10 protein-coding genes and 1 pseudogene are annotated in these 16,398 nt (G+C 56.3%); 8 read left to right on the forward strand and 3 right to left on the reverse strand.

Annotation, left to right across the window (positions count from 1 at the left end; translation table 11 throughout):
- Nucleotides 1-170: 170 nt before the first annotated feature.
- A complete protein-coding gene (murB, locus tag ACOT1A_RS19750) occupies nucleotides 171-1,199 on the forward strand; it encodes a UDP-N-acetylmuramate dehydrogenase (protein WP_063138096.1) in 1,029 nt (342 codons plus the stop codon).
- Entirely contained in the window at nucleotides 1,196-2,158 is a 963-nt protein-coding gene (birA, locus tag ACOT1A_RS19755; protein ID WP_276170445.1) for a bifunctional biotin--[acetyl-CoA-carboxylase] ligase/biotin operon repressor BirA, read from the forward strand. Before murB ends, birA begins: the two co-directional genes overlap by 4 nt.
- Nucleotides 2,159-2,191: 33 nt before the next feature.
- Here the strand turns inward: birA and bcsG are convergent, their stop codons facing one another.
- Genes bcsG through bcsE form a run of 3 tightly spaced genes read right to left on the reverse strand, consistent with a single transcriptional unit; the run spans nucleotide 2,192 to nucleotide 5,617 of the window.
- The gene (bcsG, locus tag ACOT1A_RS19760) at nucleotides 2,192-3,871 is read right to left on the reverse strand and encodes a cellulose biosynthesis protein BcsG (RefSeq protein WP_023298844.1); all 1,680 of its coding nucleotides are present in this window, start codon (nucleotides 3,869-3,871) and stop codon (nucleotides 2,192-2,194) included.
- On the reverse strand, nucleotides 3,864-4,058 hold the full coding sequence (gene bcsF, locus ACOT1A_RS19765; RefSeq protein ID WP_022649733.1) for a cellulose biosynthesis protein BcsF: 195 nt from the start codon (nucleotides 4,056-4,058) through the stop codon (nucleotides 3,864-3,866). Before bcsF ends, bcsG begins: the two co-directional genes overlap by 8 nt.
- Nucleotides 4,055-5,617 (reverse strand): cellulose biosynthesis c-di-GMP-binding protein BcsE, encoded by a 1,563-nt coding sequence (gene bcsE / locus ACOT1A_RS19770; RefSeq protein WP_199009193.1) that lies wholly within the window; start codon nucleotides 5,615-5,617, stop codon nucleotides 4,055-4,057. The genes bcsF and bcsE overlap by 4 nt, the downstream gene beginning before the upstream one ends.
- Nucleotides 5,618-5,791: 174 nt before the next feature.
- Between bcsE and bcsR the strand changes: the two genes are divergently transcribed.
- From bcsR to bcsC, 6 genes and pseudogenes are all read left to right on the forward strand, one after another.
- Nucleotides 5,792-5,980, forward strand: coding sequence for a cellulose biosynthesis protein BcsR (gene bcsR / locus ACOT1A_RS19775; protein ID WP_022649731.1), 189 nt, complete (start codon nucleotides 5,792-5,794; stop codon nucleotides 5,978-5,980).
- An 11-nt stretch (nucleotides 5,981-5,991) separates the two neighbouring features.
- Nucleotides 5,992-6,744 (forward strand): cellulose biosynthesis protein BcsQ, encoded by a 753-nt coding sequence (bcsQ, locus tag ACOT1A_RS19780; protein ID WP_023298843.1) that lies wholly within the window; start codon nucleotides 5,992-5,994, stop codon nucleotides 6,742-6,744.
- Nucleotides 6,741-9,356, forward strand: a pseudogene (bcsA, locus tag ACOT1A_RS19785) (UDP-forming cellulose synthase catalytic subunit). Before bcsQ ends, bcsA begins: the two are co-directional and overlap by 4 nt.
- A 10-nt stretch (nucleotides 9,357-9,366) precedes the next feature.
- A complete protein-coding gene (bcsB, locus tag ACOT1A_RS19790; protein ID WP_071785220.1) occupies nucleotides 9,367-11,790 on the forward strand; it encodes a cellulose biosynthesis cyclic di-GMP-binding regulatory protein BcsB in 2,424 nt (807 codons plus the stop codon).
- Between the two features lie 6 nt (nucleotides 11,791-11,796).
- The gene (gene bcsZ / locus ACOT1A_RS19795; protein WP_155024871.1) at nucleotides 11,797-12,903 is read left to right on the forward strand and encodes a cellulose synthase complex periplasmic endoglucanase BcsZ; all 1,107 of its coding nucleotides are present in this window, start codon (nucleotides 11,797-11,799) and stop codon (nucleotides 12,901-12,903) included.
- Nucleotides 12,885-16,367 (forward strand): cellulose synthase complex outer membrane protein BcsC, encoded by a 3,483-nt coding sequence (bcsC, locus tag ACOT1A_RS19800; RefSeq protein WP_276170448.1) that lies wholly within the window; start codon nucleotides 12,885-12,887, stop codon nucleotides 16,365-16,367. The genes bcsZ and bcsC overlap by 19 nt, the downstream gene beginning before the upstream one ends.
- The last annotated feature ends 31 nt before the right edge of the window (nucleotides 16,368-16,398 follow it).

Raw genomic sequence — 16,398 nt, forward strand, 5'->3', positions numbered from 1 at the left:
GGGGTCTCCCCATGTGAGAGTAGGGAACTGCCAGGCATCAAACAAGTGAAGAGGCCATCCGCAAGGATGGCCTTTTTGCGTTTCTGCACCTGCTTCCTTTCCATAAACTAATCACCCATCCCTTCGTATATACGGTAAACTATCCCGGTTTTTGCATCAGGATAGCGTCTATGAATCACTCCCTTAAGCCCTGGAATACCTTTGGTATTCAACGGAATGCTAATCAAATTGTACGTGCCGACAGTGCTCAGCAGTTGCTGAATGCCTGGCAAAACGCAACAGAAAACGGTGAACCCGTACTTATTCTGGGCGAAGGAAGTAATGTCCTGTTTCTCGATGATTTTGCGGGGACGGTAATCGTTAATCGCATCATGGGGATTGAGCGTAAAGAGAGCGCTGACAGCTGGCATTTACACGTGGGTGCTGGCGAAAACTGGCACCATCTGGTGCAATATACCCTTGAAAAAGGGATGCCCGGACTGGAAAACCTGGCCCTGATCCCGGGCTGTGCAGGATCATCTCCTATTCAAAACATCGGTGCCTACGGCATCGAACTGAAACACGTCTGCGAATATGTCGACTGCATCGAACTCGCGACCGGAACGGCGAAGCGTTTAACCGCAGAGCAGTGCCGTTTTGGCTATCGCGACAGCATTTTCAAGCACGACTATCAGGATCGTTTTGTCATTGTGGCCGTTGGCCTGCGTCTGCCGAAAGCATGGAAACCCGTTCTGACTTACGGCGATCTGGCCCGTCTCGATCCGGCTACCGTCACACCGCGTGAGGTTTTTGATTCCGTTTGCCACATGCGAATGACCAAGCTACCGGACCCGAAAGTTAACGGAAATGCGGGCAGTTTCTTCAAAAATCCGGTGATCGGCAGCGAAAATGCGAAAGCGTTTCTCGCTGGTTGGCCAACGGCCCCGCATTATCCTCAGGCGGATGGCAGCGTGAAGCTGGCCGCAGGCTGGCTTATCGATCAATGTGAATTAAAAGGTACTACGCTTGGTGGCGCTGCTGTTCATCGTCAGCAGGCACTGGTGCTGATCAATCAGTCCAACGCGACAAGTGAGGATGTCGTCAACCTGGCGCATCATGTTCGCCAGCGTGTGGGCGAAAAATTTAACGTCTGGCTGGAGCCTGAAGTTCGCTTTATTGGCCGAACGGGCGAAGTGAATGCCGTGGAGACCATTGCGTGAAGGACAATACTATTCCGTTAACTCTCATCGGTATTCTTGCTGATGGCGAGTTTCATTCTGGCGAGCAGCTGGGCGAACAGCTGGGCATGAGCCGCGCTGCCATCAATAAACATATTCAAACGCTCCGCGACTGGGGCGTGGATGTGTTTACGGTACCGGGAAAAGGCTACAGCCTGCCGGAACCAATCCAGTTACTGAATGAAGAGATCATCCGCAGCCAGATTGGACACGGTAACGTCGCGGTATTGCCGGTCATTGATTCGACGAACCAGTATCTGCTGGATCGCATGAGCGAGCTGAAATCCGGTGATGCCTGCGTTGCCGAGTACCAACAGGCAGGACGTGGCCGCCGGGGGCGTAAGTGGTTTTCGCCATTTGGCGCCAACCTCTACCTTTCCATGTACTGGCGGCTTGAACAGGGGCCAGCTGCGGCCATCGGGCTGAGCCTGGTCATCGGCATTGTGATGGCAGAGGTGCTGCATGATTTGGGTGCCGATCAGGTGCGGGTAAAATGGCCCAACGATCTGTATCTCAACGATCGAAAGCTGGCGGGGATCCTGGTCGAACTGACGGGAAAAACAGGCGATGCCGCACAGATCGTCATTGGGGCGGGGCTGAACATGGTGATGCGAAACGTGCAGAACGATGTCGTGAACCAGGCCTGGACCAACCTACAGGAAGCGGGGATCACCATCGATCGCAATACGCTTGCCGTCCGCATGATCAATGAGTTGCGTAGTTCGCTGACGCTCTTTGAACAAGAGGGGTTAGCGCCATTCCTGTCCCGCTGGGAAAAGCTGGATAACTTTATTAACCGACCGGTGAAGCTGCTGATTGGGGATAAAGAGATTTACGGCACATCACGCGGCATTGACGCGCAGGGCGCGTTGCTGCTTGAACAGGATGGCGTGATTAAGCCCTGGGTGGGCGGTGAAATTTCGTTACGAAGTGCAGAGTAACCCTCTCCCCACAGGGGGAGAGGGTGTAGCAGGTCACTGCGGATACGGCACCCAATCCCCGGCATTCAGCCGGACATAAGGCTTATTCTGATACTGGATCACCACCGCATTGGCGTTTTCCGATACCTCCGCCGTCTGCGGCAGCCCGCTGGTGAGCTGATCCCAGTTCACGCTATCTTCCACAAACAGCTTACCGTCTACAGCGCGAGCAACCAGTTCCGAGATGGCCAGATAGCTGCTTGGCTGGGTGATCTCAACTGGCGCGCCCTGATGCGGTGCCTTCATGCCAAAGAACTTAATCCCGGCCGGAACGTTTGTGATGGACGGGCTTGGGATATCGCGCAGACCAGACACCTGCATCCTGTCGCCTTTCAGCGCTCCACCATGTTCCGGAACCACCACCACCATCACTTTACGGCCTGATTTTTCCAGCTCGTTGAAGAACGCGTTCAGCTCGTCGAAGAACTTCTGCGCACGGGCCTTATAATCGGCCGTTTTACTTACGCCGGGATAATGGTTCCCGTCGTGAAGCGGCAGCGTATTATAGAACGTCGCGCTACGCGTCCCTTCCTCTTTACCGACGGTGTCGAACCAGCGCTGAAGTACGGCGGTATCGTCATAGACCGGCGAGCCATCGAAGCCCAGTAACGTCACTGGCAGCCCTTTCTGGTCCATCAGTGGGGCCTGCATGCCACCCTGTTCACGCACTTCTTTCAGGAAGTTACCGAACTGACCGTTATGGCCCATCATCAGGTGTTGGGTAAAGCCCAGTTTTGCCAGGTTATCAAACAGGTAACACTGGTTAGCTGCCGGCTGGTAGAGGTTCTTATGCGAGGGCTGCCCACAGCTGGCGCGCAGCAGGCGGATAGCCGCCGGGCCGCTGTACGACGTGGCCGAGTTGAAGTCTTTGAACTGAATATCGAAATGCGACCACAGCGGGTGCGACATCAAACCAGCCGCGTCAACGTCAGCCCAGGACAGAGAACAGATGTTAATGACCAGCAACTCAAACGGCTGAGCATCGGCAGGCAGCGCGTCCGGGAATTTCGTCTGACGCTTATCTTCCGCAGCGTAAAAACTGGAGAGCCACGCGTTCAGGTTCGTGGATGTCGGCGGCGCCGTCTGCGCTGGAATATCCCCAACCACAGGCGTATCCCCTGCTGTTGCGACGGTAGCGGCGGCGGAACCGCCCGTGGTGGTTACGGTTGTCGTCGGCTGACCGGCTGGCCACAGCGAGAAGCTCGGGCCCGTCAGCGTCAGTACGTTTAGCCAGATCATAATCGCGACGACAAACACCGTCACCCGGATCCACTGAGACAGGAACAGCCAGGCAACCAGCAGGACAAATACCGCGCCAATCATCTGCCAGTTAATAAAGCGCTCAACCAGATCGAGCATATAGTCCGCACTGAAACCTGCGACCTGGGAGCCCTGGCTCATGATGCTTTCGGGGCCGGGTAGCCAGGTATCATGCCAGAACAGGGCGAAACCGATAGGGATAGCAATCCAGTGACGTATACGGTGCAGCCTGAGGTTCGGGATTGGCATCAGCAGGAATGCCATAAACACCAGATTAAGCAGCGGGTGGAAATTAAGATAGCCTGCCCACAGCAGACCAAACTTCACCAGAAAGTAGAAATTCCAGCCGGACAGACCGCGCCAGTATTGCCAGAGTGGCGATGGCGCTGAAGAGGTATAGGTAGAATTAGTCATGTTTTCGGTTTGCCTTGACGTTTGAAGCGCGAGTCAGTGTTCCGGCGGGTTTAATATAGCGAGGTTTGACGAACAGTAATCTGATCGTATCGCGAATACGGCGCAGGGAATGGCGTGCATAGTAGCCAAGCGGCAAAAAAATCAGCGCGCACAGAACAACCAGTTGGATGATATCGCTGATATTCATAATGGAACGCTCTCCTTGTTCTCATCCATTAAGCGTAGCGGCTCAGGAACCCGACGCCATACGTGCCCATCATGTTTCGCGTTCAGAACCGGTTTGGCACCACTTGTTACAGGCAACGGTTTGGCCCATTTTTCAGGTGCCAGGGCTCGCATCTGGACAAGCTCAGCGCTGATCAAATTATCTTCAAACCAGACCATGCGGTTCGAGAAAATATCCCCGGTAGGCAGCGGGAAGATATGGTTCAGGGCGGTATCCAGATCGTTCACCCGACAGAAGGAGAGGAACAGCACCAGGCGATTATCGCCAATGGTCATGATATCCCCGATACGATTAGGGCGGCACAAGGTGAGCGCCTGCTCAACGCGAATGCCCGGCACAGGACGCAGGGCAACCATCACCCCTTTTCCGTCTGCCGGTAAAAGCGTATTGCTCATCATGTTGCCCACCGCATCGCAGAAGGTGTCCCATTTCTGGTAGCCGCGCAGTTTCATCGGCTGCGTCATTGAAAGCAGGGTGCTGATATCTTCCGGAACATATCGATTAAACTGCTGGCCCTGAATGCTTTCGATCAGCGTCAGACAGCGCGACAGGGGAGCATTCCAGGGAATGACCATATTCGCGCCGCAGCCCAGTAATAAGCGCTCATCGGTGGCGCGCAGGCTGGTATTATTTTCACGTACCACGATTTTTAACGCGCTGCCGCGCTGGCGACGTAATGTGTGAATGTGCCGTGCCAGCGTTTCGATTTGGTTATTCTGCATCAATGAGAAGATAATGGTCGCCGCCTGCGTGGTGCGCGCCTCATCAAATAAGGCCTCGTTGGTTTCGAACAGTGACCAGTGCTCAGACAGTGCAGGCGCACCTTCCAGTACCGCAATATGACTCAGAACGCGCTTTTCATCACTGCGTGGCTGAACCACCGTCTCTTCCTGTTGAGCAAGATGCCACTCGTCCCCGACATTTTTGAGGGTAAGCTGCTGTCGGGAGCTCACCCCTTTTTCATTGCACCAGAAAGCCACGTCGTAAAGATGGCTGTCAGTCTGGACACGAATACTGGCCAGGCCATAGAGGGAACGGTATTCACTCATTAAAAGTGAAAAAAGTTTGTCGTTATTACTGCCCGGGTTAACAACCAATAAGGTGCAATTTTGATTTTTTGCCCATCTGCTGATTCTTCCCAGCCATTTCAGCAGTTTTTCAGACGGGATATTTTGTAGACCGTTTTGAGAACATTTAAGAATCAGTAAATAGTGTTCAGGAACAATAGAGCACTGAATATCGCGGGGCAAAAAGTATAAACTGTCGGCCTCCGCTGGCATGGAAAATAATCGTACTGTCTGGGGTCCACGGTCAGTTTCGAGCCTGATGATTGACTTTGGCTCATCGCCCATCGTAATGACGGCCACGCGGTAATCCTTACCCTGCGCCGCTATCGTCTGGTTTACCAGACTGATGGCATCATCATTACGATCCGTATTAACCCACCAGACTCCTCCGACTGGCATGTGGCGCAATTCGTCCCATAATGACTGGATGCCAATAGAAAATATGGAGTCCACGGTGTCCCTCTTTTCGTCGAATTTCTATGTCTCTCAGTTTACTAGCGAAAGCGTAGAAATAAACCTAACATTGAAATTAAAGAACATCAGATTTAGCATGTAAATGAAATTTCGTGGGCAGGACGCCTCGCTGCATCTGAATCTTATGATTTTACTCAAAGGGATGAAATAAGAATGCAAAATAACGAACCCGCAACTCCAGTCGACCCAAGCCTGGGTTACACATTCCAAAACGATTTTCTGGCGCTCACGCAGGCTTTTTCATTGCCTGAAATAGATTACACCGATATTTCCCAGCGGGAACAGTTGGCTGCGGCTATTAAACGTTGGCCGTTATTAGCTGAGTTTGCCCAACAACAATAAGGAAGCCATTGATGGCCGTACTAGGATTACAGGGCGTCCGTGGTGGAGTGGGTACAACTTCCGTAACCGCGGCGCTGGCGTGGTCATTACAGGTTTTAGGTGAATCAGTACTGGTTATTGATGCCTGCTCCGATAATTTGCTGCGCATGTCATTCAATGTCGACTTTACGCATGAAAACGGCTGGGGGCGCGCGCTTCTGGACGATAAAGACTGGCGGGATGCGGGTTTGCGCTATACCTCCCAGCTCGATTTGCTTCCCTTTGGTCAGATGACGGAAACCGAACGCGGGAATGAAGCTGCGTTTCAGCGCCTGTTCTCTCGCTTCACCACCGCTTTGCAGAGTCTGAAAGAGAGCGGACACTATCAGTGGATTCTGCTGGACCTGCCGCACGGCGCCGCGTCGCTGACCCGCCAGCTTCTGTCGCAGTGCGACCATGTGCTCTCCATTGCGAACGTAGATGCGAATTGTCATATCCGTCTGCATCAACAGGCAATGCCTGCCAATGCCCATATTCTGATTAACGATCTGCGCATTGGCAGCCAGATCCAGGACGATCTGTACCAGGTCTGGCTCCAGAGTCAGCGCCGCCTGCTGCCAATGGTTATTCATCGTGACGAAGCGATGGCGGAGTGCCTCGCTTCCAAACAACCGCTTGGGGAGTACCGTAGTGATTCACTGGCGGCAGAAGAGATCCTGACGCTGGCCAACTGGTGTCTGCTGCACTTTGCTAAACGGCCGGAGCCTGCCGGGAGTTCAGTATGAGCCGCCTGACCAACTGGTTGCTCATCCCGCCGGTCAGTTCGCGCTTAAGTGAACGCTACCGCCATTACCGTCATCACGGCGCCTCATCGCTGAGCGCTGCGCTGGGCTGCTTATGGATGATTCTGGCGTGGATGTTCATCCCCCTCGAACATCCACGCTGGCAACGTATTCGTGCGCGCCACGGTGAACTCTATCCGCATATCAACCCTGACAAGCCGCGTCCGCTCGATCCCGCGCGCTACGCTATACAGTCCATCTGGCTTCTGGCGACCTCAACGGGTGCGGAGAAAAAAACGTCACGCTGGCGCAGCTTCGATCGCGTGCAGAACTTACGTGAACACTATCACCAGTGGCTTAACCGGCTACCCGACCGGGTTGGCGATAGAACAGGTCATTTAGATAATCACAAAGAGCTCGGGCACCTTCACCCGGGCTTACGGCGTTTTATTCTCGGCGTGGTGGTGGTGTTCTCGCTCATACTGGCGCTGGTCTGTATTACCCAGCCCTTCAACCCGCTGGCACAGTTTACCTTCCTGATCCTGCTGTGGGGCGTGGCGCTGCTGGTGCGGCGCATTCCGGGGCGTTTTTCTGCCCTGATGCTGATCGTGCTGTCGCTGACCGTTTCCTGCCGCTACATCTGGTGGCGATATACCTCAACGCTGAACTGGGATGATCCGGTCAGCCTGGTGTGTGGGTTAGTGCTGCTGTTTGCTGAGACCTACGCCTGGATCGTGCTGGTGCTGGGTTACTTCCAGGTTATCTGGCCGCTGAATCGACAGCCGGTGCCGCTGCCAAAAGACACGACCCAGTGGCCAACGGTGGACCTCTTCGTGCCGACCTACAACGAAGACCTGTCGGTGGTGAAAAACACCATTTACGCCGCGCTGGGTATCGACTGGCCGAAGGATAAAATCAAAATCTGGATCCTCGATGACGGTGGCCGCGCCGAGTTCCGCCAGTTCGCGGACGAAGTAGGGGTCGAGTACATCGCCCGTACCACGCATGAACACGCTAAGGCCGGTAACATCAACAATGCGCTGAAATATGCCAAAGGGGAGTTCGTCTCTATTTTCGACTGCGACCACGTGCCAACGCGCTCGTTCCTGCAAATGACCATGGGCTGGTTCCTGAAGGAGAAAGAGCTGGCGATGATGCAGACGCCGCACCACTTCTTCTCACCGGACCCGTTTGAACGTAACCTCGGTCGTTTTCGTAAAACCCCGAACGAGGGCACACTGTTCTATGGTCTGGTGCAGGACGGGAACGACATGTGGGACGCAACATTCTTCTGCGGCTCCTGTGCGGTGATCCGCCGTAAACCGCTGGATGAAATTGGCGGGATCGCCGTCGAGACGGTCACGGAAGATGCGCACACTTCGCTGCGTCTGCACCGTCTTGGCTATACCTCCGCCTACATGCGCATTCCTCAGGCGGCGGGGCTGGCCACGGAATCCCTGTCGGCGCACATCGGCCAGCGTATTCGCTGAGCGCGCGGCATGGTGCAAATTTTCCGCCTCGATAACCCGCTGATGGGTAAAGGACTGAAACTGGCGCAACGGCTGTGCTACGTCAACGCCATGTTCCACTTCCTGTCGGGTATTCCACGGCTTATCTTCCTCACTGCGCCGCTGGCGTTCCTGCTTCTTCACGCTTACATCATCTATGCGCCTGCGCTGATGATTGCCCTGTTCGTTCTGCCGCACATGATCCACGCCAGCCTGACGAACTCGAAGATTCAGGGGAAATATCGCCATTCGTTCTGGAGTGAAATCTACGAAACGGTGCTGGCCTGGTATATCGCGCCGCCAACCATGGTGGCGCTGATTAACCCGCATAAAGGGAAATTCAACGTCACCGCGAAGGGCGGGCTGGTGGAAGAGGAGTATGTCGACTGGGTGATCTCCCGGCCCTATATCTTCCTGGTGCTGCTGAATATTGTGGGCGTGATTGTTGGGGTCTGGCGCTACTTCTACGGCCCGGAAAACGAAATTCTGACGGTCTTCGTGAGTATGGCGTGGGTGTTTTATAACCTGATTATCCTCGGTGGCGCGGTGGCGGTATCAGTGGAGAGCAAACAGGTTCGCCGCGCGCATCGCGTCGAAATCAGCATGCCAGCGGCCATTGCCCGCGACGATGGACATCTCTTCTCCTGTACCGTACATGACTTTTCGGATGGCGGTCTGGGTATCAAGATCAACGGTCAGGCGAAGGTGCTTGAGGGGCAGAAGGTCAACCTATTGCTTAAGCGCGGCCAGCAGGAGTATGTCTTCCCGACGCAGGTGGTGCGTGTGAGAGGAAATGAAGTGGGTCTGCAACTGATGCCGCTGACTAAAAAGCAACACATTGATTTTGTGCAGTGTACGTTTGCCCGCGCGGATACGTGGGCTCTCTGGCAGGACAGCTTCCCTGAGGATAAGCCTCTGGAAAGCCTGCTGGATATTCTTAAGCTGGGGTTCCGTGGCTATCGTCACCTTGCAGAATTTGCCCCGTCGTCGGTGAAATTAATTTTCCGGTCACTTACTTCACTGGTTTCCTGGGTCGTGTCGTTCATTCCGCGTCGACCTGAGCGAGATGAAGCGAAGCAGGCGGACCCGGTTATGGCTCAACAATGATGATAACGCGATGAAAACAAAACTTTCCTGGTTATGTGCAGTGGCAATGGGGATGAGTGCGCTCCCTGCAACAGTGGCTAACGCGGCGCCTGATAACGCAGCGACCACACCCGCGCCAACGGTGCCTGTCGTCGCGCAAGCGACCGATCCGGTAGTGACGGCGGCGCCGGGGCAGACGGAAAACGTCGTCCCGAATCAGCCGACGACGGGGAATACGCTGCCCGCCGACAACCCGGTGGTTGGGCAGGTTATGCCTGGCGTGCCGGGAGCCAGTGCACCGGTGGTTGCGGAAAATACGCCGTCGCGTGACGTTAAGCTGACGTTCGCCCAGATCGCGCCTCCTCCGGGCAGCATGGTTCTGCGCGGCATCAACCCAAATGGCGGTGTCGAATTCGGTATGCGTAGCGATGAAGTCGTGTCGAAAGCGATGCTCAACCTGGAATACACGCCATCGCCGTCGCTGCTGCCGGTGCAATCCCAGCTTAAGGTCTATCTGAATGATGAGCTGATGGACGTCCTGCCCGTCACCAAAGAGCAACTGGGTAAGAAAACCCTGGCTCAGGTGCCGATTAACCCGCTGTTTATCACCGACTTTAACCGCGTGCGTCTGGAATTTGTCGGCCATTACCGCGATGTCTGTGAAAACCCGGCCAGCAGCACCCTGTGGCTGGATGTTGGTCGTAACTCTTCGCTTCAGATGACCTATCAGCCGCTGGCGTTGAAAAACGATCTCTCCGCCTTCCCGGTGCCGTTCTTCGACCCGCGTGATAACCGTCCACTGAACCTGCCAATGGTGTTTGCGGGCTCTCCTGATGTGACCGAACAGCTGGCGGCCTCTATCGTGGCATCCTGGTTTGGTTCCCGCTCCGGCTGGCGTGGCCAGAGTTTCCCGGTTATGTACGACAAAATGCCGGACAAAAACGCGATTGTGTTTGCCACCAACGCCAAACGCCCGGCATTCCTGCGGGACCATCCAGAGGTGAAAGCGCCCACCATCGAGATGATCAGCCATCCCGACAATCCGTACGTGAAGCTGCTGGTGATCTTCGGGCGTGATGATAAAGATCTGGTGCAGGCGGCAAAAGGCATTGCGCAGGGCAATATCCTGTTCCGCGGTAATAGCGTCGTGGTGGATGAGGTGAAACCGCTGCTGGCACGTAAGCCTTATGATGCGCCGAACTGGGTCCGCACCGACCGCGCGATTACCTTCGGCGAGCTGAAAACCTATGAAGAGCAATTGCAGTCAACCGGGCTTGAACCTTCTCCTGTCAGCCTGTCGCTGAACCTGCCGCCGGATCTCTATCTGCTGCGCACCAACGGTATTGATATCAACCTGAACTACCGTTACACCGCGCCGGTAACCAAAGACAGCTCGCGCATGGATATCAGCCTCAACAACCAGTTCCTGCAATCCTTCAGCCTGACCAGCAGCCAGGAGACAAACCGGTTGATGCTTCGTCTGCCTGTATTGCAGGGGCTGCTGGATGGTAAAACCGATGTGTCGATCCCGGCGCTGAAGCTCGGTGCGGTGAACCAGCTGCGGTTTAACTTCCAGTACATGAACCCGATGCCGGGTGGATCGGTGGAAAACTGTATTACCTTCCAGCCGGTGCAAAACCACGTGGTGATTGGTGATGATTCCACAATCGACTTCTCGAAGTATTACCACTTTATCGCGATGCCGGATCTGCGTGCGTTTGCTAACGCCAGTTTCCCGTTCAGCCGCATGGCTGATCTCTCTGAATCGATTGTCGTGATGCCAAAAGCGGCCAACGAAGGCCAGGTTGCCACGCTGCTGGACACCATGGGCACCGTCGGGGCGCAAACCGGCTTACCGGCTATCAACGTGACGGTGACGGATGACGGTAGCCAGATCCAGAACAAAGATGCCGATATCATGGTCATCGGCAACATTCCGGACAAGCTGAAAGACGAGAAGCGCGTCGATCTGCTGGTGCAGGCGGCTCAGTCATGGGTCAACACGCCGCTGCGTCAGACCGAGTTCCCGAGCATCATGCCGGACAGCGGCGATCGTCAGGCCAATATCAGGACGACCGTAAGCTCAACGGGTCCGATGGCTGCGATTGTTGGCTTCCAGTCTCCGTATAACGACCAGCGCAGCGTGATCGCCCTGCTGGCGGACAGCCCGCGCGGCTATGAGCTGCTCAACACGGCCATGAACGACAGCGGTAAACGGGCGGCAATGTTCGGTTCCGTCTCGGTGATCCGTGAGTCGGGGGTAAACAGCCTGCGCGTGGGGGATGTCTACTACGTCGGTCATCTGCCGTGGTTCGAACGCCTGTGGTACGCCCTCTCTAACCACCCGGTGCTGCTGGCCGTGCTGGCTGCGCTCAGCGTTGTATTGCTGGCATGGGTATTGTGGCGTCTGCTGCGAATCATCAGCCGTCGTCGTCTTAACCCGGACCATGAGTAAGCCGTGATGAAAATCTTTCGCGGATGTGTAGTCGCAGCGTTGATGCTGGCGGCGGCGAATCTGCATGCCGCCTGTCGCTGGCCTGCCTGGGAGACGTTCAAGCAGGATTATATGAGCGAAAGTGGGCGCGTCATTGATCCCAGTGACGCGCGCAAAATCACCACCTCCGAAGGGCAAAGCTATGGATTGTTCTTTTCCCTGGCAGCAAACGATCGCAAGACGTTTGATCTGCTGCTGACATGGACGCGCGATAACCTTGCCGAGGGGGATTTAGCCCAACATCTCCCGGCGTGGCTATGGGGAAAAAAGGACGACAACACCTGGGCGGTTATCGACCCTAACTCCGCGTCCGATGCCGATATCTGGATAGCCTGGTCGCTGCTGGAAGCCGGGCGGCTGTGGAAAAATCCCGATTACACGCGCACGGGTAAGGCGCTGTTGACGCGCATTGCCAGTGAGGAAGTGGTGAAGGTACCGGGGCTGGGTTCTATGCTGCTGCCGGGTAAAGTCGGTTTTGCCGAAGAGAGTGCCTGGCGCTTCAACCCCAGCTACCTGCCGCCGCAGCTTGCGAGCTATTTCACCCGTTTCGGCGCACCGTGGACAACGCTCCGTGAAACCAACCTGCGTCTGCTGCTGGAGACCGCGCCAAAAGGATTTTCCCCGAACTGGGTGAAATACCAGAAAAAGGGCGGCTGGCAGTTGAAGCAGGATACGACCCTGATCGGCAGTTACGATGCGATTCGCGTCTATCTGTGGGTAGGGATGATGAACGATAACGATCCGCAAAAAGCCCGGCTACTGGCGCGTTTCAAGCCCATGGCGACCACCACAATCAAACAAGGCTTACCGCCGGAAAAAGTGGACGTAGCGACCGGGAAACGTACCGGAGATGGGCCGGTAGGGTTTTCTGCCTCCCTGCTTCCATTTTTACAAGAACGGGACGCGCAGGCGGTGCAACGCCAGCGTGTCGCCGATCGTTTTCCCGATAACAATGCTTATTACAGCTACGTTCTGACCCTCTTTGGACAAGGGTGGGATCAGCATCGTTTTCGTTTCACCGCGCAAGGTGAATTACTACCGGATTGGGGCCAGGAATGCGCACGTTCACACTAAATCTACTCGCCTTATCGCTTGGCCTGGCGTTCATGCCCCTGGCCCAGGCCGCCAACTCCCCGCAGCAGAGACAGCTGCTGGAACAGGTTCGTCTGGGGGAATCCACCCAGCGTGAGGATTTGGTGCGCCAGTCGCTCTATCGCCTTGAGCTGATCGACCCCAACAACCCGGACGTGATTGCCGCTCGCTTCCGCTACCTGTTACGACAGGGGGATACGGCGGGCGCGCAAAAAGAGCTGGATCGCCTGAAAGGAATGGCACCCGATTCCAGTGCGTACCAGTCTTCCCGTACGACCATGCTGCTCTCCACGCCGGATGGTCGCCAGGCCCTCCAGCAGGCTCGCCTGCTCGCCACCACCGGGCACACGCAGGAAGCTATTGCCGCGTATGACAAACTGTTTGACGGTAATCCGCCCAGCGGCGACATCGCGACGGAGTACTGGAACGTGGTGGCGAAAGAGCCTGCCCGCCGCAATCTGGCTATTAATCAGCTGAAGAAAATCAACGCCAGCAGTCCGGGCAACGCCCCGCTACAGGCTTCGCTGGCGCAGCTTCTGTTCCAGAGCGGACGTCGTGATGAAGGGTTTGCGGTGTTACAGGAGATGGCCAAATCGAACAATGGCCGCAGTCAGGCGTCGGACATGTGGTACCAGCAGATCAAAGATCAGCCGGCCAGCAGCGCCAGCGTTACCGCGCTGCAACAATACCTGAGCGTGTTCAGCGATGGCGATAACGTGACGGCGGCGCGCGCCCAGCTTGAAGCGCAGCAAAAACAGCTCGCCGATCCGGCGTTTCGCGCCAAAGCCGAAGGGTTAGCCGCAGTGGATGCCGGGCAGGGCAGTAAAGCGGTAACGGAGCTGCAGAAAGCAGTCAGCGCCAACCACGCCGACAGTGAAGCCGTAGGCGCGCTGGGGCAGGCCTATTCGCAGAAAGGCGATCGCGCCCGCGCGGTTGCGCAGTTTGAAAAGGCGATCGCCCTCGATCCGCAGAGCGACAACCGGGGCAAATGGGACAGCCTGCTGAAGGTTAACCGATACTGGCTGCTGATCCAGCAGGGTGATAACGCCCTGAAAGCCAACAAGACAGCCCAGGCGGAACGCTATTATCAGCAGGCGCGCAACATTGACAATACGGACAGCTACGCGGTACTGGGGCTGGGTGACGCGGCGGCGGCGCGGAAAGATAACGACGCGGCTGAACGCTATTATCGCCAGGCATTGCGAATGGACAGCGGCAACAGCAACGCGGTACGCGGTCTTGCCAATATTTATCGCGAGCAGTCTCCGGAGAAGGCGACGCAGTTTATTCAGTCGCTCTCTGCCAGCCAGCGCCGCAGCATTGATGATATTGAACGTAGCCTGACGAACGAGCAGCTCTCGGCTCAGGCTGAACAGCTGAAAAGCCAGGGAAACTATGCGCAGGCCGCAGAAATTCAGCGCCGACGCCTTGCGCTTTCCCCGGGCGACGTGTGGATCACCTACCGGCTATCACGCGATCTGTATAGCGCGGGTCAGCGCAGCCAGGCGGATAACCTGATGCGTCAGCTGGCAAGCCAGAAACCGGGCGATCCGGATCAGGTTTACGCCAGCGGGCTGTACCTGTCCGGTAACGATCGGGACCGGGCCGCGCTGGCGCATCTGAACACGCTGCCGCGCGACAAGTGGAACGGCAACATCCAGGCGCTGGCGGACCGCCTGCAAAGTAACCAGGTGCTGGAAAACGCCAACCGCCTGCGCGACGGTGGAAAAGAGCAGGAGGCGGAAGCGCTGCTTCGCCAGCAGCCCCCGTCCACTCGTATCGACTTAACGCTGGCGGACTGGGCTGAACAGCGTGGCGATCACGAGGCCGCGAAAACCGCCTACAACACCGTCCTGCAACGGGAACCGCAGAACGAAGACGCAATTCTCGGCCTGACCGAAGTCAATCTTGCTCAGGGCAACAGGGACGCCGCTCGCGCTGAGCTGGCGAAACTGCCCGCGGCACAAAACGGCGAACCGCTCTCCCTCAATATGCAGCGCCGGATCGCCATGGCGCAGGCCGGTCTGGGCGATTCAGCCGTGGCAGAAAAGACCTTCAACACCATTCTTCCGCAGGCAAAATCGCAGCCGCCTTCTATGGAAAGTGCGCTGGTGATGCGTGATGCCGCCCGTTTCCAGGCACAAAATGGTCAGCCTCAGCAGGCGCTGGACACCTGGAAGGATGCGATGGTCTCATCTGGCATCACAACGACTCGTCCAACCGATAACGACAGCTTTACGCGGCTCACGCGTAACGATGAGAAAGATGACTGGCTGAAGCGCGGCGTGCGCAGCGATGCAGGCGATCTTTATCGTCAGCAGGATCTGAACGTCACGCTGCAACACGACTACTGGGGATCCAGCGGCACGGGGGGCTATTCCGACCTGAAAGCGCATACCACTATGCTCCAGGTGGATGCGCCGCTATCGGATGGCCGCATGTTCTTCCGTAGCGATCTGGTCAATATGAACGCCGGTTCCTTTGACACCAATAACGGAACCTACGATCCGACATGGGGTACCTGCGCCGAAACGCCATGTCACGGCAGCACGAACCAGTCGGCCAACGGCGCCAGCGTGGCAGTCGGCTGGCAGAACAACACCTGGGCGTGGGACATCGGTACTACGCCGATGGGCTTCGACGTGGTCGATGTGGTGGGCAGCCTGAGCTACAGCAACGACTTGGGGCCGATTGGCTACACCCTGAACGCCCATCGTCGTCCGATTTCCAGCTCGGTGCTGGCCTTCGCCGGGCAAAAAGATCCCAATACCGACACCACCTGGGGCGGCGTGCGTGCTACCGGTGGCGGCGTGAGCATGAGCTACGACAAAGGCGAAGCTAACGGGATCTGGTCAAGCCTGAGTGCCGACAGCCTCACCGGGAAGAATGTCGAAGATAACTGGCGGGTCCGCTGGATGACCGGCTATTACTACAAGCTTATCAATCAGAACAACGAGCGTCTGACGGTCGGTGTGTCCAACATGCTCTGGCATTACGATAAGGATTTAAGTGGCTATTCGCTGGGCCAGGGCGGTTACTACAGTCCCCAGGAGTATGTGTCGTTCGCCTTACCGGTGAACTGGCGTAAACGCACAGAGAACTGGTCATGGGAGCTGGGCGGTTCCGTCTCATGGTCCCATTCAAAAACAAAGGATGTGATGCGTTATCCGTTGCAGGGGCTGATCCCGGACAATGAGCCAGGCCGTTATACCGATAAAGGTGTGATGGGAACCGGAAGTAGCTCGTCAGGGACGGGTTATACCGCAAGGGCGATTGTTGAACGCCGTGTGACGTCCAACTGGTTTGTCGGTCTGGGCGTCGATATTCAGGAAGCGAAAGACTATACCCCGAGCCATGCGCTGCTCTATGTTCGGTATTCTGCCGCAGGCTGGCAGGGTGATATGGACTTACCGCCGGAACCGCTGGTGCCTTATGCAGACTGGTGATCGGATTTTTGCTTAATCTAATTGTAAGTCT

Source organism: Enterobacter cloacae complex sp. SYL003 (assembly GCF_049236925.1).
Classification (GTDB): Bacteria; Pseudomonadota; Gammaproteobacteria; order Enterobacterales; family Enterobacteriaceae; genus Enterobacter; species Enterobacter intestinihominis.

Coding starts and splice junctions, on each gene's coding strand:
- murB (WP_063138096.1), top strand. CDS start 171: ATGAATCACTCCCTTAAGCCCTGGAATACCTTTGGTATTCAACGGAAT.
- bcsG (WP_023298844.1), bottom strand. CDS start 3,871: ATGACTAATTCTACCTATACCTCTTCAGCGCCATCGCCACTCTGGCAA.
- bcsF (WP_022649733.1), bottom strand. CDS start 4,058: ATGAATATCAGCGATATCATCCAACTGGTTGTTCTGTGCGCGCTGATT.
- bcsR (WP_022649731.1), top strand. CDS start 5,792: ATGCAAAATAACGAACCCGCAACTCCAGTCGACCCAAGCCTGGGTTAC.
- bcsQ (WP_023298843.1), top strand. CDS start 5,992: ATGGCCGTACTAGGATTACAGGGCGTCCGTGGTGGAGTGGGTACAACT.
- bcsB (WP_071785220.1), top strand. CDS start 9,367: ATGAAAACAAAACTTTCCTGGTTATGTGCAGTGGCAATGGGGATGAGT.
- bcsZ (WP_155024871.1), top strand. CDS start 11,797: ATGAAAATCTTTCGCGGATGTGTAGTCGCAGCGTTGATGCTGGCGGCG.
- bcsC (WP_276170448.1), top strand. CDS start 12,885: ATGCGCACGTTCACACTAAATCTACTCGCCTTATCGCTTGGCCTGGCG.